The organism is Telluria sp. Soil_C_11 (genome assembly GCF_057657395.1).
This window is the reverse complement of sequence record NZ_JBDGIN010000004.1, coordinates 177,829-202,166: the sequence shown is the minus strand read 5'-3', so window position 1 is coordinate 202,166 and position 24,338 is coordinate 177,829. Positions and strand designations below refer to the sequence as shown.

Genomic DNA, 24,338 nt, shown 5'->3' with positions numbered 1-24,338 from the left:
TGCTGAAGCTTTTCTAAGCCGGTTTACTCCTGCGTCTGGCCGCATCGAAAGCCGCCAGGATCTCGCCGACGATGCCGCGCCGGAACAGCAGCACGCAGATGACGAAGATCAACCCGGTGACGATGCCCACCGATTCGCCCAGGGACGAGAACCATTCTACATGCGTCACTCCGGCGAGGAAGTTCCCTACGTCGCCGAGCTTGTTCTCCAGGGCGACGATCAGGAAGGCGCCCAGCACCGGCCCGGCCAGCGTGCCCATGCCGCCCACCAGGGTCATCAGGATGACGAGGCCGGACATGGTCCAGTGCACGTCGGTCAGGGTCTCGAAACCCAGCACGATGGCCTTGGTGGCCCCTGCAAGGCCCGCCAGGGCGCTCGAGAGCACGAAGGCCAGCAACTTGATCTTGTCCACGTCATAGCCCAGGGAAATGGCGCGTGGCTCGTTTTCCTTGACCGCCTTGAGCACCTGGCCGAAAGGCGAATGGATGATCCGCACGATCAGCGCGAAGCCGGCAATGAAGAGCGCCAGCACGACGTAGTACATGACGAGATCGTTGCCGAGGTCGAGCACGCCCAGCAGTTTGCCGCGGGGAATACCCTGCAAGCCATCTTCGCCATGCGTGAACGGGGCGCGCAGGGCGCCGAAGTACACCATCTGGGCCAGCGCCAGCGTGATCATCGAAAAATAGATGCCCTGGCGGCGGATCGCCAGCAGGCCCATCACGAGGCCGATGGCGCTGGCGGCCAGCACGCCGAGCACGATGCCGGCTTCGAACGGCAGGCCCAGCGTCGTCAGCGCATAGCCGGCAACGTAGCCGGCGCCGCCGAAGAACGCGGCGTGGCCGAAGGACAGCAGGCCCGTGTAGCCGATCAGCAGGTTGAAGGCGCAGGCGAACAGGCCGAAGCACAGCAGCTTCATCAGGAACACCGGGTAGCCGACGAAGGGAGCGGCCAGGGCCGCCAGCAGGGCGATGGTGTAGGCGATTTTTCGATTCATATCACTTCTCTTTGCCGAACAGGCCTGCCGGGCGCAGCAGCAGGACGATGACCATCACGACGAACACCACCACTTCCGACGCTTCCGGGTAATACACCCGGGTCAGGCCCTCGATCACGCCGAGGCCGAGGCCGGTGACGATGGAACCGAGGATGGAGCCCATGCCGCCGATCACGACGACCGCGAACACGACGATGATCAGGTTCGAACCCATCAGCGGCGTGACGTTGATGACGGGCGCCGCCAGCACCCCGGCAAAGCCCGCCAGGGCGACGCCGAAGCCATAGGTCAGGGTGACCATCAGCGGCACGTTGACGCCGAAGGCTTCGACCAGCTTCGGGTTCTCGGTGCCGGCGCGCAGGTAGGCGCCGAGCCGGGTCTTCTCGATCACGAACCATGTCGCCAGGCAGACCGTCAGCGAAGCCGCCACGACCCATGCCCGGTAGTTCGGCAGGATCATGAAGCCGAGGTCGGTAGCGCCCGACAGCGCTTCCGGCACGTCCAGGGTCTGCCCGGACACGCCATAAAAGGAGCGGAACACGCCTTCCAGCAGCAGGGTGATGCCGAAGGTCAGCAGCAGGCCGTACAGGTGGTCCAGCTTGTACAGCCAGCGCAGCATCGACTTCTCGACCAGGATGCCGAACACGCCGACCAGCAGCGGCGCCAGCACCAGCATCATCCAGTAATTCAGGCCGAAGGAAGTCACGCCGATGAAGGCGGCGAAGGCGCCCATCATGTACAGCGCACCATGCGAGAAATTGATGACGTTGAGCAGGCCGAAGATCACGGCCAGGCCCAGCGACAGCATCGCATAGAAGGAGCCGTTGACCAGTCCCAGGAGGAGCTGGCTCATCATGGCTTGCAGGGGGACGCCGAAAATTTCCATAAAGGCTCAGGCTGAAGATTCAGGCGTCGTTCCCGCGCAGGCGGGAACCCAAGTTCAGCTAGCGTACCGCGAACAAACTTGGGTCCCCGCCTTTGCGGGGACGACGTTTTAAGGTTAAAGAATTACTTCCAGGCGGCGCACTTGGTTTCCGCCTTGGTGGTGTAGGCCTGGTCGCCCGGGATCGTCGAAATCACCTTGTAGTAGTCCCACGGTGCCTTCGATTCCTTGGGCGACTTGACCTGCATCAGGTACATGTCGTGGACCATGCGGCCGTCCGGACGAATCACGCCGTTCTTCGCGAACATGTCGTTGATCTTGGTCTTTTTCAGCTGGGCCATGACCTTGTCGGCATCGTCGGAACCGACCGCCTTCACCGCGTTCAGGTAGTTGGTGGTGGCCGAGTAATCGGCCGCCTGCAGCATCGACGGCTCCTTCTTCATCTTGGAGAAGTAGCGCTTGGACCAGGCGCGGGTGGCATCGTTCTGGTCCCAGTACCAACCGGTGGTCAGGTACAGGCCCTGGGTCGTGTTCAGGCCCAGGGTGTGGATATCATTGATGAACACCAGCAGGCCCGCCACCTTCATCTTCTTGGTCAGGCCGAATTCGTTGGCGGCCTTCATCGAGTTGATGAAGTCGCCGCCGGCGTTCGCCAGGCCCAGCACCTGGGCCTTGGACGACTGCGCCTGCAGCAGGAAGGACGAGAAGTCGGAAGCCGACAGCGGGTGCTTCACGCTGCCCAGCACGGTGCCGCCGTTGGCCTTGATGACGTCGGTGGTGTCCTTTTCCAGCGACTGGCCGAAGGCATAGTCGGCGGTCAGGAAGTACCAGGACTTGCCGCCCTGCTTGATCATGGCGGTGCCGGTGCCGCGCGCCAGCGCCACGGTGTCGTAGGCGTAGTGCACGGTGTAGGGCGAGCATTCCTCGTTCGTCAGGCGCGCCGAGCCGGCGCCGATGGCGATGAAGACTTTTTTCTTCTCCGCCGCGACCTTGGCCATGGCCAGGCTGGCGCCGGAGTTGGTGCCGCCGATCAGCATGTCGACGCCTTCCCGGTCGAACCATTCGCGCGCCTTGCTGGCGGCGATATCGGCCTTGTTCTGGTGGTCGGCAACGATGAACTCGACCTTCTTGCCGTTCACGGCGCCGCCCATGTCGGCGATCGCCATGCGCACGGCTTCGGCGCCGCCGTTGCCGTCGATGTCGGAATACACGCCCGACAGGTCGGTGATCAGGCCGATCTTGATGGTGTCGCCCGAGATCTGGGCCTGGGCCGGGATCGACAGGCAGGCGGCCGCGGCGGTGGCGGCGATGGCGGTGGCAATGGCGGTGCGTTTCATGGGTCGTCTCCGTTTTAAAAAATGGTTGTTGTTCATACGCCAAGCAATTCGGTCAGCTCGGGCATGCTGGCCTTCAGTTCATCCGCGCGGATTGTTTTCACGATCTGCCCGTGTTCCATCACGTAGAAGCGCTCCGCCAGCGGCGCGGCGAAGCGGAAGTTCTGTTCCACCATCACGATCGTGTAGCCCTTCGCTTTCAGGGTCGTGATCATGCGCGCCAGGGTCTGCACGATGACCGGCGCCAGGCCTTCCGAGATCTCGTCCAGCAGCAGGAGCCGCGCGCCGGTGCGCAGGATGCGCGCCACCGCCAGCATCTGCTGCTCGCCGCCCGACAGGCGCGTGCCCTGGCTGTGGCGGCGCTCGTACAGGTTGGGGAACATCTCGTAGATCTCGTCCAGCGACATGCCGCCGCCCTTCCCCTTCGACGAGGCCAGCACCGGCGGCAACAGCAGGTTTTCCTCGGTCGACAGCGAGGAAAAGATGCCCCGCTCTTCCGGGCAGTAACCGATGCCCAGGTGCGCGATCTTGTAGGTCGGCAAGTGGATCGCTTCGACGCCGTGGATGCGGATCGAGCCGCGCCGCGTCCCGGTCAGGCCCATGATGGCGCGCAGCGTGGTGGTGCGGCCGGCGCCGTTGCGGCCCAGCAGGGTCACGACCTCGCCCTCGTCGACCGAAAAGCCGACGTCGTGCAGGATGTGCGATTCGCCGTACCAGGCTTGCAGGTTCTGGATCTCGAGTGCCGCCGCCATCAGTGCGCTCCTTCCAGCGGCGCTTCGGTGCCCATGTAGGCTTCCATCACCTGCGGGTTGGTGGAGACCTCGGCATAGCTGCCCTCGGCCAGGATGGCGCCGCGCTGCAGCACGGAGATGCGGTCGCAGATGCCGGACACCACGTTCATATTGTGTTCGACCATCAGGATGGTGCGCCCGCTCGACACTTTTTTGATCAGTTCGGTCACCCGGTGCACGTCTTCGTGGCCCATGCCCTGGGTCGGTTCGTCGAGCAGCATCAGTTCCGGCTCCATGCCCAGGGTGGTGGCGATCTCGAGGGCGCGCTTGCGCCCGTACGGCAGGTCGGCGGTCAGCATGCCGGCGAAGCCGCCGAGGTCGACCTCTTCCAGCAAGGCCATCGCCCGCTCGTCCAGGCGGTCGAGCATCTTTTCGCTGCGCCAGAAATGAAAATCCGTGCCCAGCGCACGCTGCAGGCCGATGCGCACGTTCTGCAGCACGGTCAGGTGCGGGAACACGGCCGAAATCTGGAAGGAACGGATGATGCCCGCACGGGCGATCTGGGCCGGTTTCGCGCCCGTGATGTCGCGCCCATTGAACAGGATCTGGCCCGAGGATGGCACCAGGAACTTGGTCAGCAGGTTGAAGCAGGTGGTCTTGCCGGCGCCATTCGGGCCGATCAGGGCGTGGATATGCCCACGCTGCACCTGCAGGTCCACGTTGCTGACGGCAGTGAATCCCTTGAATTCCTTCGTCAGCTTGCGCGTCTCAAGAATGACGTCCGCCATTGCGTCTCCATTGTTTCCAAATCTTACACACTTTTAGGTTTCGCCACGATACAACACATCCCTCGTACAGATGTCCGTGTTGCGTGCTGCGCTAACGCAAACCCGTTGTGCATTTTTGCCCAGCCGGGCGCTAGGTTCTCTGTGCCGCGATCAGGCGCGCTGTTTTCTCGGCAATCATCAGGGTCGGCGAATTCGTATTGCCCGAGGTAATGAAAGGCATGATCGAGGCATCGACCACGCGCAATCCACGCACGCCCTTCACGCGCAATTCGCTGTCGACCACCGCCATCGGATCGTCGAGTTTGCCCATCCGGCAGGTGCCGACCGGGTGGAAAATCGTGGTGCCGATCAGGCCGGCGGCCTCGGCCAGCTCCTCGTCGGTGCGGTAATGCGGGCCCGGCTTGAATTCCTCGGGCCGGTACTTTGCCAGCGCGGGCGAAGCGACGATGCGGCGCGTCAGCGCCAGCGCACGGGCCGCCACCTGCCTGTCTTCGGGCGTGCTGAGGTAGTTCGGCGTGATCTTCGGCGGCGCGTAGCTGTCGTTGGAGGCGATGCGCACATGGCCGCGCGAGGTCGGACGCAGGTTGCAGACGCTGGCCGTGAAGGCGGGGAAGCCGTGCAGCGGGTCGCCGAATTTTTCCAGCGACAGCGGCTGCACGTGGTATTGCAGGTTGGGCGTGGCCTGGCCGTCGTCGGAACGGGCGAAGGCGCCCAGCTGGGACGGCGCCATCGACATCGGCCCGCTCTGGAACAGCATGTATTGCAGTCCGATTTTGGCCTTGCCGAACCAGTTCGCCGCCGTCGTATTCAGCGACGGCGCCCCGGTGATGCGGTAGACCATCCGTAGCTGCAGGTGATCCTGCAGGTTTTCGCCCACGCCCGGGGAATCGACCAGCGGCGCAATGCCGTGGCGGGCCAGGCTGGCGGCCGGGCCGATGCCGGACAGCTGCAGGATGGCCGGCGAGCCGATCGCGCCGGCGGCCAGCAGGGTTTCGCGGCGCGCCGTGGCAGTGAAGGCGCGGCCGCCGCCCGTGAATTGCACGCCGCGGCAAACTTTGCCCTGCTCCGTCGCCTCGATCAGCAGTTTTTCGACGTGGCAGCCGGTCATGATGGTCAGGTTCGGCCGCTGCGACGCCGGTTTCAAAAAAGCCTTGGCCGTGTTCAGGCGGATGCCGCGGCGCTGGTTGACCTCGAAATAGGCGCAGCCGGCGTTGTCGCCGCCGTTGAAATCCTCGATTTTCGGGATGCCGTTCTGGTCGGCCGCCTCGCGGAAGGCGTCCAGGATTTCCCAGGACAGGCGCTGGCGCTCGACCCGCCATTCGCCGCCGCTGCCGTGCACCGCGCTTTCGCCCCCATGGTGGTCTTCGCTCTGCCGGAACAAAGGTAGCACCTGGTCCCAGCGCCAGGACGGATCGCCGCTGACGTCGGCCCAGCGGTCGTAGTCGCTGGCCTGGCCGCGCATGTAGATCATGCCGTTGATCGAGGAAGAACCGCCCAGCACCTTGCCGCGCGGGTAGATCAGCGCGCGGCCCGCCAGGCCCGGATCGGCTTCGGTGCGGAACAGCCAGTCGGTGCGGGGATTGTCGATGCAGTAGAGATAGCCGACCGGGATGTGGATCCACAGGTAATCGTCCTTGCCGCCGGCCTCGATCAGCAATACCTGGACGTCCGGCTTGCGGGTCAGGCGATTCGCCAGCACGCAACCGGAAGTGCCGGCGCCCACGATGATGTAGTCGTATTCCCCTGCCGATTCCACGCTGCCCCCTCCATGTCGCACGGTTGATGCTTCGCTCCAGCAAGCTTACCAGATCGGCAAGGCTTCGTGACTGTGGATAAGCTTTTGCATATCCACAGGTACCGATTGTGCGAAAACCGGACTTTTCGCACAGCGCGATTTTTTATCCATTTTTTCCACCAGGCAGATACAAGGCAAGCCCACCGGCTTATGCGGACCGTAAACGGTTGATCTTGTGGACAAAACCCGGCTTATCCACAGATGAGTACCCCTGTTAACTACTACCACTATTCTGTAAACAAGCTTTTGCTTGTAAACCTGACGAGCTCCCTGAAAATCGCGGCCTCGCCGAAAAAAAAATTTTCGACTCCGGACGGGCTGCCGCCCGGTAAATGCCCGCGACTTCGACTGCAGGCTTCGACAGACAGCGACGACAGGCCGATCGCGCTCCTGCCGGCCGGCTCGCGGCACAAAAATTTTTCGACTCCGGTCAGCCCGCCAACCTGGCCAACGTCGCGACGTCGACCCCGCTGCAGGCCCGCTCTGTGGACAAGCCCATGAATATCCACAGGATCGAATGTGCGAAACCACGCGACTTGGCCACCGCCGCTTTTTTGTCCAGTTTCGGTCCCCGCCAGACGCAAGCCTTGTTCAGCAGCTTGAAACGCAGGTAAACCATTGAGCTTGTGAAGAAAATTCCACTTATCCACAGAAGCGCGGGCGTTTACTATCACTACCAATTTAAATATCTATCCAAGTTAACTAATACAAGGAAGCGGCTGCGCGTGGAAAAACCGGAACACCGGCCACCAAAGCGAACCCGAACGCGAACGTGGTCGATGTCGAGCCAACACTGCGCGACCGTTTTTTTGTCTTCAGGAAGAAAGTGGAAACGCCGAGACCGGCGCAAGGAAGGACGACGGCTTCCTGCTGACAACCGACAGCAGGTTCATCTGCAAAACAGGCAGGTTCAGCCACCACTGGAACACCAGGCAGCCGCCAAATCGCCTGCCGAACCGCTTCATCTGTGGAAAAACGCCTGCATATCCACAGCAGCAAATGTGCAGAAGCCAGTTTTTTTCTGGCCGAAGCGTTTTTGTCCAAGATCGGTTCAGCTTGGATACAATGCTTTTCCAGCTCATCCGGCAACACGTAAACCGTTGACGCTGTAGACAAATCTCGTCTTATCCACAGCAGAACCGGCGTTTACTATCTACTACCAGTTTTTATATACATCTTGTTTTATTAAAACACTGGGCAGCAAAACCGCCGTCAACCCCGGCTTCCAGGCCATCCAGGACAGAAAAAACATGCGATTAGGGATCATCAGCGCCTTGCACGAAGAACAGCAGGGGCTCGTGGAGGCCATGCAGAGGCCCTACAAGCTCATCCATGGCATGCGCGAGTACTGGGGAGGGAAACTCTGGGAAATCGACGCTGTGTGCGTTCTATCGCGTATAGGCAAGGTTGCCGCAGCCATGACAGCCACCACGCTTGTGGAGAAGTTCGGAGTTACGCACATCCTCTTTACGGGGGTGGCCGGCTCCGGTGACGCATCGGTGCGCGTCGGCGACGTCGTGGTGGCGGATTCCCTGGTCCAGCACGACATGGATGCGAGTCCGCTGTTTCCGCGCCATGAAGTGCCGCTGACCGGCCTGAGCCATTTTGCGAGCGACCGCCAGATGACCCTGGAACTCAGCTACGCGGCCCAGCGGTTCCTCGAGCTGGAGCTCATCGACGCCGTCGATGCCCAGGAAAGGGCCCTGTTCGCGCTGCAGGCGCCGCGCGTGCACCGGGGCCTGGTGGCCAGTGGCGACCAGTTCGTCAGCCACAGGGAGCGCATCCGGGCCCTTGGCGAGGCTTTACCGGGGCTGCTGGCGGTGGAAATGGAAGGCGCCGCGGTGGCGCAGGTGTGTTTCGAGCTGGGGATCCCGTTCGGCGTGATCCGCACGATTTCCGACAACGCCAATGAAAACGCGGCCACCGACTTCATGCGCTTCGTGAAGTCGGTGGCCGCGCGCTATGCCTTTCATATCGTCAGGCAGTTCTGCTTGCAGGCGTCGAATCAGGCCAGCATCGAATCGGCCGGCACGTAGTCGTAGCCCAGGTCCTTCGCCACGGCCGCATAAGTGACCTTGCCCTGGCAGACGTTCAGGCCGTTCTTCAGGTGCGGATCGTCGCGCAGCGCCTGCCGCCAGCCTTTCGTCGCCAGTGCGACGGCATGGCCGATGGTGGCGTTGTTCAATGCGAAAGTCGAAGTACGGGCCACCGCGCCCGGCATGTTCGCCACGCAGTAGTGCACCACGCCGTCGACCACGAAGGTCGGATCGGCGTGCGTGGTCGCATGCGAGGTTTCGAAGCAGCCGCCCTGGTCGATCGCGACGTCGACCACCACCGCGCCCTTCTTCATGCGCGAGACCATGGCGCGCGTCACCAGCTTCGGCGCCGCCGCGCCCGGCACCAGTACGCCGCCGATCACCAGGTCGGCCGACAGCACCGCTTCCTCGATCGCATGGGCGTTCGAGTACAGGGTCGAGATCCGGTTGCCGTACACCAGGTCGAGCTGGCGCAGGCGGTCCACGTTCTTGTCCAGCACGGTGACGCGGGCGCCGGTGCCGACCGCCATCTGCAGCGCGTTCGTGCCGACCACGCCGGCGCCGATGATCACCACGTGCCCCGGCGCCACGCCCGGCACGCCGCCCAGCAGCAGGCCCATGCCGCCCTTCGATTTTTCCAGGTGGCTGGCGCCGGCCTGGATAGCCATCCGTCCGGCCACCTCGCTCATCGGCGCCAGCAGCGGCAAGCCGCCGCCCGGACCGGTGATGGTTTCGTAGGCAATGCAGATGGCGCCGGATTTCACCAGGGCCGCGGTCTGTTCCGGATCCGGCGCCAGGTGCAGATAGGTGTACAGGACCTGGCCTTCGCGCAGCATCGCGCATTCCTGCGGCTGCGGCTCCTTGACCTTCACGATCATGTCGGCGCGCTCGAAGATTTCCTTCGCGCCGGCGGCGATGGTGGCGCCCGCCGCGATGTATTGTTCGTCGGATAAACCGATCTCGGCCCCGGCGCCGGTCTGCACCAGCACCTGGTGCCCGCGCGCCACCAGTTCGTGGACGCTGGGCGGGGTCAGGCCGACCCGGTATTCATGGTTTTTGATTTCTTTCGGAACGCCTACTAGCATGTCATCCTCCAAGTTGAACAACTTTAACGACTGCGCATGTGAAAACCGGGGCGTGCGCCCCGGTCATTTCTTCTTATGATTACAAGCCCAGCGTCATCAGGCTTGCGTTACCGCCAGCCGCGGTCGTGTTGACGCACACGGCGCGTTCGGCCACCAGCCGCCACAGGGCGACCGGCTCATCCGGCTGGGTATCGACGATGCCGACGATGGCGCCGGTGCGGGCCGCCAGTTTCGCCTGCAGGTTTCCTTTCACACCACGCTCGACCATGGCCATGTGGATCTCGTGGCTGTCCAGCTCGGCTTCGCCGATGGAGCGCACGCGTTCCTTCACTTCCGCCGGCAGGCTGGCCAGCATCTGATTGCCGGTTGTTGCCGATCCTTCGGCGAGCACCAGTGCGCGGTTGCCGGTGACCAGCACCGCAGCCAGCTGGTTCAGCAGTCCCTTGATGCCGGTTGCCGCGCACAGGATCGTGCCGCGCGGTACGAAGCTGAGGACATTGCGTTCGCCCGTCGGTCCCGGCAGTTCGAGCCTGATGCCGTCCAGCGTGGTGGTCGCGTACTGCTCGGCCAGCACCGCCACGTCGCCATGGCCGTTGCCCTGCGCCCAGCCCATCAGGGCGTCCAGCGCCGGATTGCTCTGGCGCGCATGTTGCAGCAGCGGCGAGGCATCCTTTTGCAGGCGCTTCAGGTAGAGCGGGCCGCCGGCTTTCGGACCGGTGCCCGATTTGCCTTCGCCGCCGAACGGCTGCACGCCGACCACGGCGCCGACGATGTTGCGGTTCACGTAGATGTTGCCGACATGGGCGCGCGCGACGATGAAATCGATGGTCTCGTCGATGCGCGAGTGAACGCCCAGGGTCAGGCCATAGCCGGTAGCGTTGATGGTGTCGATCACCTTGGCCAGGTCGGCGCGGCGGTAGCGCACGATGTGCAGCACCGGGCCGAAGACTTCGCGTTGCAGTTCCGCCATCGAGCCGATTTCCAGCACGGTCGGCGGCACGAAGGTGCCCTGGGCGTCCAGCGCGGCCGGCAGTTCCAGCGCGAAGCTCTGCCTGGCGCTGGCTTTGGTACGCTCGATGTGGGCCAGCAGGTTCTGCTGCGCTTCACGGTCGATGACCGGGCCGATGTCCGTGGCCAGGCGGTCCGGCACGCCCACGCGCAGTTCCTGCATCGCACCCTTCAGCATCCTGATGGTTTTATCCGCGATGTCTTCCTGCAGGAACAGCACGCGCAGGGCCGAGCAGCGCTGGCCGGCGCTGTCGAAGGCCGACGACAGCACGTCCTGCACCACCTGCTCCGGCAGCGCCGAGGAATCCACGATCAGGGCATTCTGGCCGCCGGTTTCGGCAATCAGGGGGATGTCGCAGCCTTCGTCGGCCGCGCGCTTTGCCAGCGTGCGGTTGATCAATTGCGCCACTTCGGTCGAACCGGTGAAGATCACGCCCTTGACGCGCGGGTCGGCGGTGAGCGCGGCGCCCACCGTTTCGCCGCGGCCCGGCAGCAGCTGCAGCACGCCGGCCGGCACGCCGGCTTCGTGGAACAGCTGCACGGCGCGGTAGGCGATCAGCGGGGTCTGCTCGGCCGGCTTGGCCAGCACGACGTTGCCGGCGGCCAGCGCGGCCGCGACCTGGCCCGTGAAGATCGCCAGCGGGAAGTTCCACGGGCTGATGCAAGAGACCGCGCCCAGCGCGGTCTGCGCCGAGGCTGGCGCGTTAGCGACAGTGCGGATTTCTTCCGCGTAGTAGCGCAGGAAATCGACCGCCTCGCGGATCTCGGCGATCGCGTTCGGCAGCGATTTGCCGGCTTCGCGCACGGCCAGGGCCATCAATTCGGCCATGTGCTGCTCGAACAGGTCGCCGACTTTGGCGATGATGCCGGCGCGGCCGGCTGCGCCCAGGCCTTCCCAGTTCGCAAACGCGTTGGCGGCGGCCTGCAGCGCGGTGTCGACGTCGGCGACCGTCGCTTCGGTCACCTGGCCGACGATATCGGCCGACTGCGCCGGGTTGATCACGTTGACGGCGCCCACGGCCTCCAGCGGACCGTCGACCAGCGGCGTGGCCAGGTACTGGCGCGGGGCGGCGAGTTCGTCGCCCAGCTTGCGCAGCACGTCTTCGTTGGCCAGGTCGAGGCCGGCGGAGTTCTTGCGGCCCTCGCCGTACAGGTCCAGCGGCAGCGGAATGCGCGGGTGCGGCAGGCACTTCGCGGCGCGCGCCTGCTCGAAGGGATCGGCCAGCAGGGTGTCGATCGGCACGCTTTCGTCGACGATCTGGTTGACGAACGAGGAGTTGGCGCCGTTTTCCAGCAGGCGGCGCACCAGGTAGGCCAGCAGGGTTTCGTGCGAGCCGACCGGCGCGTAGATGCGGCAGGCTTTACCGAGCTTGTCGGCGCCCACGACCTGGTCGTACAGCGTTTCGCCCATGCCGTGCAGGCACTGGAATTCGTAGTTGTCCACACCGTCGGCCCTGGCCCAGGTGTAGATGACCGACAGGGTATGCGCATTGTGGGTCGCGAACTGGGCGTAGATGACGTCGGTGGCGGCCAGCAGTTTTTTCGCGCAGGTGAGGTAGGAAACGTCCGTGTACACCTTGCGCGTGTAGACCGGGTAGCCCGGCAGGCCGTCGACCTGGGCGCGCTTGATCTCGGCATCCCAGTAGGCGCCCTTGACGAGACGTACCATGAACTTGCGGCCGCTGCGGCGCGCGAGGTCGACCACGTAGTCGATCACGAAGGGGCAGCGCTTCTGGTACGCCTGCACCACCAGGCCGATGCCCTCGAAGCCGGCCAGTTCGCCGTCGAAGGCCAGCGCTTCCAGCATGTCGAGCGAGATTTCCAGGCGGTCGGCTTCCTCGGCGTCGATATTGATGCCGATGTTGTACTGCTTGGCGAGCAGGACCAGCTTGCGCACGCGCGGCAGCAGCTCTCCCATCACGCGCGCGTACTGGGCGCGGCTGTAGCGGGGATGCAGGGCCGACAGCTTGATCGAGATGCCCGGGCCGTCCTTGATGCCGCGGCCGTCCGAGGCGCGGCCGATCGCATGGATCGCGGCTTCGTAGGAAGCGTAGTAATTCTCCGCATCGGCTTCCGTCAGGGCGGCTTCGCCCAGCATGTCGTAGGAATAGCGGTAGCCGCGGCTCTCATTGTCGCGGCTGTTTTTCAGCGCTTCGCCGATGGTCTGGCCGGTCACGAACTGGTTGCCGAGCATGCGCATGGCCATGTCGACGCCCTTGCGGATCAGCGGCTCGCCGCCCTTCGCGATGATGCGGGTCAGCGCCGCGCCCAGGCCCTTTTCGCTGCTGGACGACACCAGCTTGCCGGTGATCAGCAGGCCCCAGGTGGCGGCGTTCACGAACAGCGACGGTGATTCGCCCAGGTGCTTCTTCCAGTCGCCCTTGCTGATCTTGTCGGCGATCAGGCGGTCGGCGGTGTCGGCATCGGGGATGCGCAGCAGGGCTTCGGCCAGGCACATCAGGGCCACGCCCTCTTCCGACGACAGCGAGAATTCGTGCATCAGGGCGTCCACGCCCGAGGAGCGGGTGCGCTTTTCGCGCACGGCCGAGACCAGGCGGTGCGCCAGCGTATGGGCGTCGCCGGAGGCGGCGGCGCCTTGCGCCAGCAGCCATTCGACGGCCGTGGTTTCGTCGCGGCGGTAGGCGGCGGTGATTGCGGCGCGCAGCGGCGTCTGCTCGCGCCTGGTTTCCGCCTGCAGGGCGTCGAAGGGAACGAAGGTGATGGCCGGGGTGGCGGCAATGTTCATGGAAGCTTGGTCAAAAAGTGATTAACGGGCGCAGATGCCGCATTGAGACATGACACTGCACCGGTCCATCGTCGATGGCCGGCGCAGGCGGATATGTGAATACATGAATTCGATTGTAGAGGGAAATCTTCTGGATTAATTCTGTTTTTACAGAAGACTAGCAATAGATAGTTTTTGGTGAGAGAATTTCACCAAATAATATTTATAGTGGAGAGAGAAAAACATGCTGGACAAGATCAGCAAGAAAATCCTTGCCGAGCTGCAGAACGATGGGCGTATCAGCAACGTCGAACTGGCCGCACGCGTCAACCTGTCGCCCGCGGCCTGCCTGGAACGCGTGCGCAAGCTGCACGAGTCCGGCTATATCATGGGATACACGGCCCAGCTGAATCCCGTGCTGCTGGATGTGTCGCTGCTGGTGTTCATTGAAGTGGTGCTGGACCGCACTACCCCGGAAGTCTTCGACGCGTTCAAGCAGAGCGTCCAGCTGATCCCCGAAGTGCTGGAGTGCCACATGGTGGCCGGCGGTTTCGATTACCTGGTCAAGGCGCGGGTGAAGGACATGGCGGCCTACCGCGAATTCCTCGGTAAAACCTTGCTGCAGAAGGGGGTGCGGGAGACGCACACGTATGCGGTGATGGAAGAGGTCAAGAATACGACCAAGCTGCCCATCAAATAAGCAAATAACCCGTCGTCCCCGCCTGCGCGGGGACGACGTTGTGTCAGTTCGCGGTTCCTCCGCGATTTCAGTTCGCGGTTCCTCCGCGATTTCAGTTCGCGGTTCCTCCGCGGTTTCGTTACGCGGTTCCTCCGCTCAGGCAATCTTTTCCATCTTCTCGGTCATCTCCGACTTCTGCGGCAGCGTCTTCTGCGCCGTCACCGACAGCTGCTCGAGGTTCGTGCGCAGCCAGCGGTGGGCCGGGCTGCGGCCGTCGCGTTCGTGCCAGAGCATGTCCAGGTGCACGGCCGGCAGCTGGAACGGCAGTTCGCGCCAGACCAGGGAGTCGGCGGCGCCGGTCGAGGCGATCAGGTGGCGCGGCAGCACCGTCACCAGGTCCGAGTTCGCGACCACCCGGCCGGCGGTGAAGAACTGGTTCACGGTCAGCAGGATGCGGCGCTCGCGGCCGAGCTGGGCCAGGGCTTCGTCAACCAGGCCGTGGGCGCGGCCCGAGAAGCTCACCAGCAGGTGGTTCGCCTTGCAGTAGCTGTCCAGGTCCAGCTTGCCCTGGGCCAGCGGGTGGTTCTTGCGCATCACCGCCACATACTCGCCCGAATACAGGCGCTCATGGCGGATCGGCGAGCCGGTTTCGTACGACAGCTGGGCCGCCACGCCGGGGAAGAAGCCGACCGCCAGGTCGATGTCGCCGCGCAGCAGCATCGGTCGCGGTTCGCGCGTGGTCAGCGGCACCATGCGGATATTCACGCCCGGCGCCTCCTTTTCGATCGAACGCACCAGCGACGGCAGCCACAGCGCGGCCGTCGCATCGGCCATCGCCAGGCGGAAGGTTGCCTGGGCCTTCGATACGTCGAAGGTTTCGGGCATCACGGCGGCTTCCAGCGCGGCCAGGGCCTGGCGCACGGACGGCCACAGCGCCTCGGCGCGCGGCGTCGGTTTCACGCCGTAGGCGGTGCGGATCAGGAGCTCGTCGCCGAGGCTTTCGCGCAGGCGCTTGATGGCATTCGACACTGCCGGCTGGGTCATCGCCAGGTGGCCGGCGGCGCGGGTCAGGTTTTGCTCGGTCATGACGGCGTCGAAGACGCGGAGCAGGTTCAGGTCAAGCGTGAGAAAGCTCATGGGATCCGTTGGGGGCTGCGATTTGTAGTGTCTTCAAGTGTACCTGATTTCCATTCACAATCAATATAAGAACTATCAGTAAACGTGATTAGATTTATATGTTGCGTTGCACTATAGTTACATGGAACCTTAACATTAAACATGTTTTAAGCTTAATTCAGCCTTAATCCAGCCATGTCTTTCACTGCCACTCTGTTCCAGATACCGATGACGGCGGTGCCGTTCATGCAGCTATTCACCAGCATGGTCCAGCTGATCCTGCTGGGCGGCCTGTTGATGTTCTTCCGTCCCCTCCTGATCGGCATCGCCCGCGCACTGGTGCTGGTCGTGCGCCCCCGCCCGACCAAGGACGAGCTGGCCGCACGCCGCACGCTGCGCCTGGCGCAGCAGGCCAAGGCGGCCGTCGCCGCCGCCACCAAGGTGCACGTGCTGCATTCCTGATCCAGTTCTACACCGTCTTTCTCCTTGAACGGCGCCCGGATATCCGGCGTCGTTTTTTTTCGTCCCGTCGATCCCTTGTCCCCTGCTTGCCTTGCCCGCACTGAGCGGGAATGACGATTCGCCGTCGACTTCCGGTCGTTCGGGTTTTCTGGGGATTTTTCAAGCTGGCGATTTAACATTTGGTCGATATAGTATGCAGCGTGCATAAATTCGAATATCCGTTTCAATGCAAGATGCTTGCTTATTGATGAGTTTTATAGGGAAATTGCGAGTGGTAGCGCGTCTTTCTACCGCGCGGTGCAGTGCTCTGCGAAACCCCGGAAATTGGCGTTCCAGACTGCATGAACGATACAGATCGACGCCTATTATGGATGAGTTGGCGTCATGAAGAAAGAAGTTCAAATAAAGTCACCATGAATGGATGAGTTACCGTTACTTCGATCCTATCGAATGCATGCGCCGCCAGAGCGTTCGGCCAGGCGCCTGGGGTCCCGCCCCATCCGAAAAAACGGCAGGCGCGCAGTCAAAAAACGCGGGCGAAAAAAAACGCGGCGCCGGTTGCCCGGGGCCGCGTCAAACCAGGAGCTTGACAGAGAAATTACCTGGTCTCGCCGAGCAGGGCCGGCTTCAGGGAGCGGTCGACTGGCTTGTCGCCCAGCCAGATGCGCAGGATGGCGTTATAGAAATTGATATCGGGGATGGGGTCGCCCAGCTTCTTGCCGTTCAGCTCAGCCTGGGTGCCGCTGCCCGGGATCCAGTCCAGGTGCAGCACGTCGCCCTTCTTGATCGCGTCGACCGAGGCGAACAGCTCGCCCATCCTGCCGATCTGGGACACGATCTTCTGCTTCTCGGACTTGTCCAGGTTGTCGTTCAGGCCATCCATGAAGGCCTTGCCGAATTCTTCCGACGTGAGATCGCGCGCCATCTGCAGGGTCACGCGGCGCGGACCTTCCTGCTTCAGGACGTCGGCCACCGAGGTCTTCTTTTCGGTCAGGTAGAGGCCGGCGGCATACACCTTGAACACCAGCTTGGTGCGCATGCCGGCGCCGTTCAGTTTCAGCTCCTTGCCGGCGACCTTGGCCGTGTCGTCGAACTTGTAGCCGTTGACGTCGACCGATGCCTGGGCCGGCAGGCTGACGGCGGCGGCCAGCAGGGCGCCGGCCATCATGCCCTTGATGACGAGCCTTCGGGCGAAGGTGCTGTTGAAGGTGGAAGTCATATATTTCTCCTCAGGAATGAACTGTTGTAATGAAAATCCGTAGCGCAGCGCCAGCCAGGATGCGCTTTGCGGCAGGGATGGCTCTCGCGCCGCGGCCAGGCCGACCTTGAAGACGCTGGCCGCGCGCGCCAGCCGCACCGCCTGGTCGGGCATCGCCGCCAATGACGCATGCTCGACCGGCGCCGGGTTCTGCTGCGTAGTCTGGTCCATGTCGACGATGGTCTGGCGGACCTGGGCGATACCCCGGCGCTCTGTTCCACGCTGGCGGCCGTGATGTCTCCCATGATGCCGGTCACGCGGCGCCCGCCCTCGACCACCTCGGCCATCGTCAGGCCGGCCTGCTCGACCAGGTTACTGCCTTCATGCACTTTATCCACAGAATCGCTGATCAGCAACCGACCTCTTTTCCGGTCCACAAAATAGAATGGGCGTGCTATTTCATTGCCAATAAATATAGCACCAACCTATTTGCCAAAACTAATATTCGAGACTATTTCGATGCTGCGGGCGCACAAGCGGCCGCCGCGGCGCGGTGTTGCGCCGGCAGCGACATGGAAGAGGAATGGAAGGAGTCGGTACGGACCGTCCTGGCGGACGGTCAGGCTGCCTTGGCGGCGGTCAGTTTTTCGTACTTGGCCTGGAGTTCTTCGCGGGTTTCGCGCCACTCCGGATTGAAGGGGATGCAGGCGACCGGGCACAGCGCCACGCACTGCGGTTCGTCGAAGTGGCCGACGCATTCGGTGCATTTGTGCGGGTCGATCTCGTAGAACTCCGCGCCCATCGAGATCGCTTCGTTCGGGCACTCGGGCTCGCACACGTCGCAATTGATGCAGTCGTCGGTAATCAGCAAAGCCATGTTTTTACAACCTGTATGGAAATCAGCCCTTCGGGATCAGGCTTTCGATGCGGCGGCCATGGCGGCGATCTTTTTCTGCAGCCAGCGGTCGACCGAAGGGAACACGAATTTGGAGACGTCGCCGCCCAGCATGGCGATCTCGCGCACGATGGTGCCGGAGATGAACTGGTACTGGTCGGACGGGGTCAGGAACAGGGTCTCGACGTCGGGCAGCAGGTAGCGGTTCATGCCGGCCATCTGGAACTCGTACTCGAAGTCGGACACGGCGCGCAGGCCGCGCACGATCACGCGCGCATCGTGCTGGCGCACGAAATCCTTGAGCAGGCCGGAAAAACTCTCGACCTTCACGTTCGGATAATGACCGAGCACTTCGTTGGCGATTTCCAGGCGTTCGTCGAGCGAAAAGAACGGTTTCTTGTTCTTGCTGTCGGCGACACCGACGACCAGGGTGTCGAACAGACCCGATGCGCGACGCACCAAATCCTCGTGACCGCGGGTCAGCGGATCGAACGTACCTGGATAAACGGCTACAACCATTGCGGCTCCTGGAGAATGCACCTGAATAAGCGCGCATTATGCCTGAAAATTCGGCAGCCGCCCCGGTGTGGGGCAGGTTTTGCGGTTTTTTAGTGCAACTTCAGCAGGTGGAAGTGGACCATGCCGGCTTTATCGCCACGCACCAGTTGCCACGACGATAACCACTCGGGCGTAGCACCTTCCTCGCCTTCAGCGAACGGCAGGGCTGCACCCGACTCGGCATACACCAGGCCGCCTTCTTTCAGCAGGCCGGCGCAGAGCGGCAGCGCCTGGCTCAGGAAATCCTGTTGATAAGGCGGATCGAGGAAGATCAGGTCGAAGCGCTGGCCGCGCTGGGCCAGGTCGCGCGCGACGGCCAGTGCATCGGCGCGCAGGACCTTGACGTTGTCGGCTTTCAGTTTTTCCTTGATGGTTTCCAGCTGGCGCACCACCGGGCCGAGCGTATCGACCATGGTGACGGAGCGTACGCCGCGGCTGGCCGCTTCGAAGCCGAGGGCGCCGCTGCCGGCGAACAGGTCGAGGCAGTCGAGGCTGTCCCAGTCGCCGTCGACCTGGTGCCTGATCCAGTTGAACACGGTTTCGCGCACGCGGTCGGGCGTCGGGCGCAGGCCGAAGGCGTCGAGCACCGGCAAGGGGGTGCGTTTCCAGGCGCCACCGATGATGCGGACTTGTTGCGGGGGGCCGGGACGGCGGGGGAAGGAAGGTTTGTGTGAGGACTTCTTTTGCATGGGCGGACTATACCACGCGTGCCTCGGCCTTATTTACCCTGCGCCAGCGCGTTGAAATCGTTGATCCAGCCCTGCATCCGCTTTTGCGCGTGCGCTTTCTGCTCCGGCGTGGTCAGTCTGATCGCCGTCAGGATGAACTTCGCCGTGTTATCCACATAGGCGTCGAAGAAGGCCTTGCGTTCCGGCGCCTCCATGCGGTCGAAGAAGTCGCGCAGCGTATCGTGGATGGCCGACATGGTCTGCTCCTTGTTCAGCTTCTGGTCGTGCACGCGGCGCAGCAGGGCCACGATCTTCTTCTGGCGCAGCATGCGCTCCTGCAGCCAGATGTCGTTGTCCAGCGGGCGCGCATCGGAAGCACGGCGCAGCTGCGCTTCCTGGTCGCGGCTGAAGCCGCCGAACCACAGGTTCAGCTGGTCCATCGCCTTCTTGAAGCGCGCCTTGTGCTGGTCTTCCACGCTGCCGCTCATGAACTCGCGCCGGAACTTGTCGTTATTCTTGGCGAATTTCTGTTCCATCTGGCCGATCTGGTCCGGCTTGATCGACATCGCCAGGTCAGCCAGCTCGGGCAGCGCCTTGAAGGCCAGCAGTTCGGTGCGCGCCTTGACGTCGCGGTAGTCGGACAGCAATTCCTCCTGGGTGACGGTGCCGTCGCCCAGCTGGCGCTGCATCTTGCCCAGCAGGCCGGCGTAATCGCGCAACTGGGTCGTCCGGTGCCACTGGAACAGCTTATCGATATCTTTCTTGACCCAGTCGGACTGATCGCTATCCAGATCGAGGTAAGCGTTCAACCACCAGTACAGCAGCGTATCGCCGTGGTTATACGTGAAGCGGATCGTGCTGCAACCTGCGGCAACGACCATCAGGGCGATCAACAACAGCAAGCGTGCGCGCTGGAACAGGGATTGAGGCGTGTTAAACTTTTTCATATTAATCAACTACATTTTCTATTGAGAACGGCATATGAACGTAGTCATCCTCGCTGCCGGCATGGGAAAGCGCATGCAATCCGCCCTGCCAAAAGTCTTGCATCCACTGGCCGGGAAGCCGCTGTTGCAACATGTCATCGACACGGCCCGCAGCCTGAGCCCGACTAAATTATGCGTAATTTACGGACACGGCGGCGCAGCGGTGCCGAGCGCGGTTCACGAATGGGGGACGGAAGCCGGCATCGTCATCGATACCGCCTTGCAACAGCCGCAGCTGGGTACCGGCCATGCCGTGATGCAAGCCCTGCCCCAGGTCGACAAAAACGCGCCGACCCTGGTGCTGTACGGCGACGTGCCGCTGACCACCGCCGCCAGCCTGCAGCGCCTGGTCGAGGCGGCCGGCAACGACAAGCTGGCCATCCTGACCGTGGTGCAGGACAACCCCTTCGGCCTGGGCCGCATCATCCGCGAGAATGGCGAGATCGTGCGCATCGTCGAAGAGAAGGATGCTAGCGAGGAAGAGCGCGCGATCAAGGAAATCAACAGCGGCATCATGGTGATCCCGACCCGCCACCTAAACGGCTGGCTGGGCGCGCTGAAGAACAACAATGCGCAGGGCGAGTACTACCTGACCGACATCGTGGCCCAGGCGGTCGCCAATGGCGTGCCGGTGGTGTCGGCGCATCCGTCGGCCGAGTGGGAAGTCGCCGGCGTGAACAGCAAGGTGCAGCTGGCCGAACTCGAGCGCCGCCACCAGCTGAACATCGCCACTGCCCTGCTCGAGAAGGGCGTGCACCTGCTGGATCCGGCGCGCATCGACGTGCGCGGCGAGCTGGTCTGCGGACGCGACGTCTCGATCGACGTCGGCTGCGTGTTCGAAGGCAAAGTGGAGCTGGCCGACGGCGTGACGATCGGCGCCAACTGCGTGCTGGTGAATACGAAGATCGGCGCCGGCGCCCAGATCAAGCCCTTCTGCCACCTGGAAGACGCCGTGGTCGGCGACAAATCGCAGATCGGCCCGTACGCACGCCTGCGCCCGGGCACCGAACTGGCCGAAGATGTCCACATCGGTAACTTCGTCGAAGTGAAAAACAGCAAGATCGCGGCCCACAGCAAGGCCAACCACCTGGCCTATGTGGGCGATGCGGACGTCGGCTCGCGCGTGAACATCGGCGCCGGCACCATTACCTGCAACTACGACGGCGCGAACAAGTTCCGCACCACCATCGAAGACGAAGCCTTCATCGGCAGCGATAGCCAGCTGGTGGCCCCGGTGCGGGTCGGCAAGGGTGCGACCCTGGGCGCCGGCACCACGCTGACCAAGGATGCGCCGGCCGGCAAGCTGACGATTTCCCGTCCGAAGCAGCTGACGATCGAGAACTGGACGCGTCCGGTCAAGAAGAAGTAATCCACGGGCTGGGCACAGCAAACCCACAGCAAAGTCACAGGGAAATCACAGGATAACCACAGCCTCGTCCACCGGCTTTGCACAGGCTTCCTGGCCAGTCATCCACAAAGTCATCCACAGGCCCGTACGGTACTCCGACGGGCCTGTGGTCTTTATTGGTGTTTGTTTTATCAAGGCTTTCTTCTATGGCGCCGGCACTGGCCGCGGCTTGCGCGGCAGCTTGGTTGTCCAGGTTATCCACAGCGCATGAAAGGGCTGCCGGTGCCCGCCGAATGGCTGTTTGCCTTGCCTGGAAACGCTAATGCCCAAGAATTCAGCAATGTCACAATTTACCCACATCGGACTGTGGATGAATTGTGGATTACCTTTTCGCAGGCAAAGTTTGCAGGTAAACAGCTTATCCACATTATCCACAAGCGCCTGTGGATGACTTGTGCATGATGCCGTGTCAGACCACGATGCGGGTCTCGAACTTGCTGCGGAAGGTCGAGAAATAGGCTTTTACGTTGCGCACATTTTGATGTGTGGTGAACAGGCGGTGCGCCAGCGCGTGGTAGGCCGGCATGTCGGCGACCTGCACCACCAGCACGAAGTCGGGGCCGGGTGCGACCCGGTAACACTGCAGCACGGCGGCCTCGTCCGCGACGGCGCGCTCGAATTCCTCCATGCGGTCGGCCGCCTGCACGTCCAGCGAGATCTCGACGATGGCCGTCAGGCGCGCGCCGACCTTGTCCGGCGAAACGATCGCAACTTGCCGTTCGATAACACCGTTCGCGGTCAGCTGTTTGACACGCCGCAGGCAAGTCGGCTGGGACACGTGTACCAATTCCGCCAATTCCGCATTGGTGTGAGAGGCATCAACCTGCAAGGTATTCAGGATGCGACGATCAAGATCGTCCAGGATTTCTGGTTCTGTCGGCATTTTTATAAAATTTTTGCTGTTATTTGAAAGGATATTTCACGGTCATATGATCATGAAATAATCTATCAAAACAGGCCGGATTTAGAAAGCTTATTTCATTGCATCTACTCTACATTAGTGAAATCTGTTAATTTTCATTGGAGTCCACCATGTGCGGTATCGTCGGAGCAGTAGCCCAGCGCAATATCACCCCTATCCTGATCGAAGGTCTGAAGCGCCTCGAATACCGCGGCTACGATTCCTGCGGCGTTGCCCTGCACGTCGATGGCCGCCTGTCGCGTTCGCGCAGCACCTCGCGCGTGGCCGACCTCGAGTCCCAGATCAAGGAAACCGGCCTGCAGGGCTTTACCGGCATCGCCCACACCCGCTGGGCCACCCACGGCGCCCCGGCCACCCAGAACGCGCACCCGCACTTCTCGCCGACCGAAGAGAATGCCCGCATCGCCCTGGTCCACAATGGCATCATCGAGAACCACGACGAGCTGCGCCGCGAACTGACCGACCTCGGCTACAAGTTCACCAGCCAGACCGACACCGAAGTCATCGCCCACCTGGTCGACCACATGTACAACGGCGACCTGTTCGAGACCGTGCAGCAGGCCGTAAAACGCCTGCACGGCGCCTACGCGATCGCCGTGTTCTGCCGCGAAGAGCCGCACCGCGTGGTGGCTGCGCGCCAGGGCTCGCCGCTGATCGTCGGCCTGGGCAAAGGCGAGAACTTCGTCGCCTCGGACGCGATGGCGCTGGCCGGCACCACCGACCAGATCATCTACCTGGAAGAAGGCGACGTGGTCGACCTGCAACTGGCCCGCTACTGGATCGTCGACGTCGAAGGCCGCCCGGCCGAGCGCGAAGTCAAGACCGTGCACGCCCACACCGGCGCCGCCGAGCTGGGCCCGTACCGCCACTACATGCAGAAGGAAATCTTCGAGCAGCCGCGCGTGGTCGGCGACACCCTCGAAGGCGTCACCGGCATCATGCCGGAACTGTTCGGCGACCAGGCCTTCCGCGTATTCAAGGAAATCGACCGCGTGCTGATCCTGGCCTGCGGCACCAGCTACTACGCCGGCCTCACCGCCAAGTACTGGATCGAATCGGTGGCCAAGCTGCCGGTGAACGTCGAGATCGCCAGCGAATACCGTTATCGCGACAGCGTGCCGAACCCGCAGACCCTGGTCGTCACCATTTCGCAATCCGGTGAAACCGCCGACACCCTGGCCGCGCTGAAGCACGCACGCAGCCTCGGCATGACCCACACGCTGACCATCTGCAACGTCGCCACCAGCGCCATGGTGCGCGAGTGCAAGCTGGCCTACATTACCCGCGCCGGCGTCGAAGTCGGCGTGGCATCGACCAAGGCATTCACCACGCAGCTGGCCGCCCTGTTCCTGCTCACGCTCACCCTGGCGCAAGTGAATGGCCGCCTGAGCGACGAGGAAGAAGCGACTTACCTGAAGCAGATGCGCCACCTGCCGGTCGCGCTGAGCTCGGTGCTGGCGCTCGAGCCGCAAGTGATCGCCTGGGCCGAGGAATTCGCGCGCAAGGAAAACGCCCTGTTCCTGGGCCGCGGCATCCACTACCCGATCGCCCTGGAAGGCGCCTTGAAACTGAAGGAAATCTCGTACATCCACGCTGAAGCCTACCCGGCGGGCGAGCTGAAGCACGGCCCGCTGGCGCTGGTGACCGAAGAGATGCCGGTGGTGACGATCGCCCCGAACGACGCCCTGCTGGAAAAGCTGAAGTCGAACATGCAGGAAGTGCGCGCCCGCGGCGGCCAGCTGTACGTGTTCGCCGACGTCGACACCCAGATCACCTCGGGCGATGGCCTGCACGTGATCCGCCTGCCGGAACACTACGGCCTGCTGTCGCCGATCCTGCACGTGGCGGCGCTGCAGCTGCTGGCGTACCACACGGCACTGGCGCGCGGTACCGACGTCGACAAGCCGCGTAACCTGGCCAAGTCGGTGACGGTGGAGTAAAGACAGGTTTCATTTGGCATGACCCCGGCCTTGGCGCTCAGCCGCCAAGGCCGGTTCCCACGACAGACCAGCCCCGTCCGCATCCTCCCTTTCCTCGCATTTCCAAGCCGCCACATTCCAGGCT

The 24,338-nt window shown here is 62.9% G+C and carries 23 protein-coding genes; 6 read left to right on the top strand and 17 right to left on the bottom strand.

Annotated elements, in window-relative coordinates; translation table 11 throughout:
• Positions 1 to 13: 13 nt before the first annotated feature.
• The 8 genes from AC3A6M_RS08935 to AC3A6M_RS08900 all read right to left on the bottom strand — a co-directional run bounded on the left by AC3A6M_RS08935 (position 14) and on the right by AC3A6M_RS08900 (position 7,572).
• Positions 14 to 997 carry a branched-chain amino acid ABC transporter permease gene (locus AC3A6M_RS08935; RefSeq protein WP_487852370.1) on the bottom strand — a complete coding sequence of 328 codons (984 nt, stop codon included), beginning with the start codon at positions 995 to 997 and terminating at the stop codon, positions 14 to 16.
• Position 998: 1 nt separating this feature from the next.
• Complete coding sequence (locus AC3A6M_RS08930; protein ID WP_487852369.1) at positions 999 to 1,883, bottom strand: branched-chain amino acid ABC transporter permease; 885 nt, start codon at positions 1,881 to 1,883, stop codon at positions 999 to 1,001.
• A 122-nt stretch (positions 1,884 to 2,005) separates the two neighbouring features.
• Entirely contained in the window at positions 2,006 to 3,217 is a 1,212-nt protein-coding gene (locus AC3A6M_RS08925; RefSeq protein WP_487852368.1) for an ABC transporter substrate-binding protein, read from the bottom strand.
• Positions 3,218 to 3,249: 32 nt separating this feature from the next.
• Entirely contained in the window at positions 3,250 to 3,966 is a 717-nt protein-coding gene (locus tag AC3A6M_RS08920) for an ABC transporter ATP-binding protein (RefSeq protein WP_487852367.1), read from the bottom strand.
• Positions 3,966 to 4,733, bottom strand: coding sequence for an ABC transporter ATP-binding protein (locus AC3A6M_RS08915; RefSeq protein ID WP_487852366.1), 768 nt, complete (start codon positions 4,731 to 4,733; stop codon positions 3,966 to 3,968). Before AC3A6M_RS08915 ends, AC3A6M_RS08920 begins: the two co-directional genes overlap by 1 nt.
• Before the next feature lie 130 nt (positions 4,734 to 4,863).
• On the bottom strand, positions 4,864 to 6,489 hold the full coding sequence (locus AC3A6M_RS08910; protein WP_487852365.1) for a GMC family oxidoreductase: 1,626 nt from the start codon (positions 6,487 to 6,489) through the stop codon (positions 4,864 to 4,866).
• A gap of 266 nt (positions 6,490 to 6,755) precedes the next feature.
• Positions 6,756 to 7,178 (bottom strand): hypothetical protein, encoded by a 423-nt coding sequence (locus AC3A6M_RS08905; protein ID WP_487852364.1) that lies wholly within the window; start codon positions 7,176 to 7,178, stop codon positions 6,756 to 6,758.
• Between the two features lie 52 nt (positions 7,179 to 7,230).
• Positions 7,231 to 7,572: a hypothetical protein gene (locus tag AC3A6M_RS08900; protein ID WP_487852363.1), complete on the bottom strand. Its 342-nt coding sequence runs from the start codon at positions 7,570 to 7,572 to the stop codon at positions 7,231 to 7,233.
• A 206-nt stretch (positions 7,573 to 7,778) separates the two neighbouring features.
• On the opposite strand from AC3A6M_RS08900, the gene AC3A6M_RS08895 reads away from it, so the two are divergent.
• Entirely contained in the window at positions 7,779 to 8,564 is a 786-nt protein-coding gene (locus AC3A6M_RS08895; RefSeq protein ID WP_487852362.1) for a 5'-methylthioadenosine/adenosylhomocysteine nucleosidase, read from the top strand.
• On the opposite strand, the gene ald is transcribed toward AC3A6M_RS08895, so the two are convergent.
• Complete coding sequence (ald, locus tag AC3A6M_RS08890) at positions 8,534 to 9,649, bottom strand: alanine dehydrogenase (protein WP_487852361.1); 1,116 nt, start codon at positions 9,647 to 9,649, stop codon at positions 8,534 to 8,536. The genes AC3A6M_RS08895 and ald overlap by 31 nt on opposite strands.
• A 79-nt stretch (positions 9,650 to 9,728) precedes the next feature.
• Positions 9,729 to 13,403: a trifunctional transcriptional regulator/proline dehydrogenase/L-glutamate gamma-semialdehyde dehydrogenase gene (gene putA, locus AC3A6M_RS08885; RefSeq protein ID WP_487852360.1), complete on the bottom strand. Its 3,675-nt coding sequence runs from the start codon at positions 13,401 to 13,403 to the stop codon at positions 9,729 to 9,731.
• 223 nt (positions 13,404 to 13,626) lie between these two features.
• Between putA and AC3A6M_RS08880 the strand changes: the two genes are divergently transcribed.
• Positions 13,627 to 14,082 (top strand): Lrp/AsnC ligand binding domain-containing protein, encoded by a 456-nt coding sequence (locus tag AC3A6M_RS08880; RefSeq protein WP_435570377.1) that lies wholly within the window; start codon positions 13,627 to 13,629, stop codon positions 14,080 to 14,082.
• 135 nt (positions 14,083 to 14,217) lie between these two features.
• Here the strand turns inward: AC3A6M_RS08880 and AC3A6M_RS08875 are convergent, their stop codons facing one another.
• Entirely contained in the window at positions 14,218 to 15,198 is a 981-nt protein-coding gene (locus AC3A6M_RS08875; RefSeq protein WP_487852359.1) for a LysR family transcriptional regulator, read from the bottom strand.
• A gap of 174 nt (positions 15,199 to 15,372) precedes the next feature.
• Here AC3A6M_RS08875 and AC3A6M_RS08870 point away from each other — a divergent pair, with 174 nt between their 5' ends.
• Positions 15,373 to 15,639: a hypothetical protein gene (locus AC3A6M_RS08870; protein WP_487852358.1), complete on the top strand. Its 267-nt coding sequence runs from the start codon at positions 15,373 to 15,375 to the stop codon at positions 15,637 to 15,639.
• 598 nt (positions 15,640 to 16,237) lie between these two features.
• Here AC3A6M_RS08870 and AC3A6M_RS08865 read toward each other — a convergent pair.
• From AC3A6M_RS08865 to AC3A6M_RS08845, 5 genes are all read right to left on the bottom strand, one after another.
• Entirely contained in the window at positions 16,238 to 17,068 is an 831-nt protein-coding gene (locus tag AC3A6M_RS08865) for a chalcone isomerase family protein (protein WP_487852357.1), read from the bottom strand.
• 388 nt (positions 17,069 to 17,456) lie between these two features.
• Entirely contained in the window at positions 17,457 to 17,714 is a 258-nt protein-coding gene (locus AC3A6M_RS08860) for a YfhL family 4Fe-4S dicluster ferredoxin (RefSeq protein WP_487852356.1), read from the bottom strand.
• A gap of 36 nt (positions 17,715 to 17,750) precedes the next feature.
• Positions 17,751 to 18,251, bottom strand: coding sequence for a pantetheine-phosphate adenylyltransferase (gene coaD / locus AC3A6M_RS08855; protein WP_487852355.1), 501 nt, complete (start codon positions 18,249 to 18,251; stop codon positions 17,751 to 17,753).
• A gap of 89 nt (positions 18,252 to 18,340) precedes the next feature.
• Positions 18,341 to 18,979: a 16S rRNA (guanine(966)-N(2))-methyltransferase RsmD gene (gene rsmD, locus AC3A6M_RS08850; RefSeq protein WP_487852354.1), complete on the bottom strand. Its 639-nt coding sequence runs from the start codon at positions 18,977 to 18,979 to the stop codon at positions 18,341 to 18,343.
• A gap of 29 nt (positions 18,980 to 19,008) precedes the next feature.
• The gene (locus AC3A6M_RS08845; protein WP_487852353.1) at positions 19,009 to 19,905 is read right to left on the bottom strand and encodes a DUF6279 family lipoprotein; all 897 of its coding nucleotides are present in this window, start codon (positions 19,903 to 19,905) and stop codon (positions 19,009 to 19,011) included.
• A 34-nt stretch (positions 19,906 to 19,939) separates the two neighbouring features.
• On the opposite strand from AC3A6M_RS08845, the gene glmU reads away from it, so the two are divergent.
• Entirely contained in the window at positions 19,940 to 21,313 is a 1,374-nt protein-coding gene (glmU, locus tag AC3A6M_RS08840; RefSeq protein ID WP_487852352.1) for a bifunctional UDP-N-acetylglucosamine diphosphorylase/glucosamine-1-phosphate N-acetyltransferase GlmU, read from the top strand.
• Positions 21,314 to 21,559: 246 nt separating this feature from the next.
• On the top strand, positions 21,560 to 21,754 hold the full coding sequence (locus AC3A6M_RS08835) for a hypothetical protein (protein WP_487852351.1): 195 nt from the start codon (positions 21,560 to 21,562) through the stop codon (positions 21,752 to 21,754).
• A gap of 7 nt (positions 21,755 to 21,761) precedes the next feature.
• Here AC3A6M_RS08835 and AC3A6M_RS08830 read toward each other — a convergent pair whose 3' ends face one another.
• Entirely contained in the window at positions 21,762 to 22,235 is a 474-nt protein-coding gene (locus tag AC3A6M_RS08830) for an Lrp/AsnC family transcriptional regulator (RefSeq protein WP_487852350.1), read from the bottom strand.
• Between the two features lie 149 nt (positions 22,236 to 22,384).
• On the opposite strand from AC3A6M_RS08830, the gene glmS reads away from it, so the two are divergent.
• Positions 22,385 to 24,214: a glutamine--fructose-6-phosphate transaminase (isomerizing) gene (gene glmS, locus AC3A6M_RS08825; protein WP_487852349.1), complete on the top strand. Its 1,830-nt coding sequence runs from the start codon at positions 22,385 to 22,387 to the stop codon at positions 24,212 to 24,214.
• Positions 24,215 to 24,338: the final 124 nt, after the last annotated feature.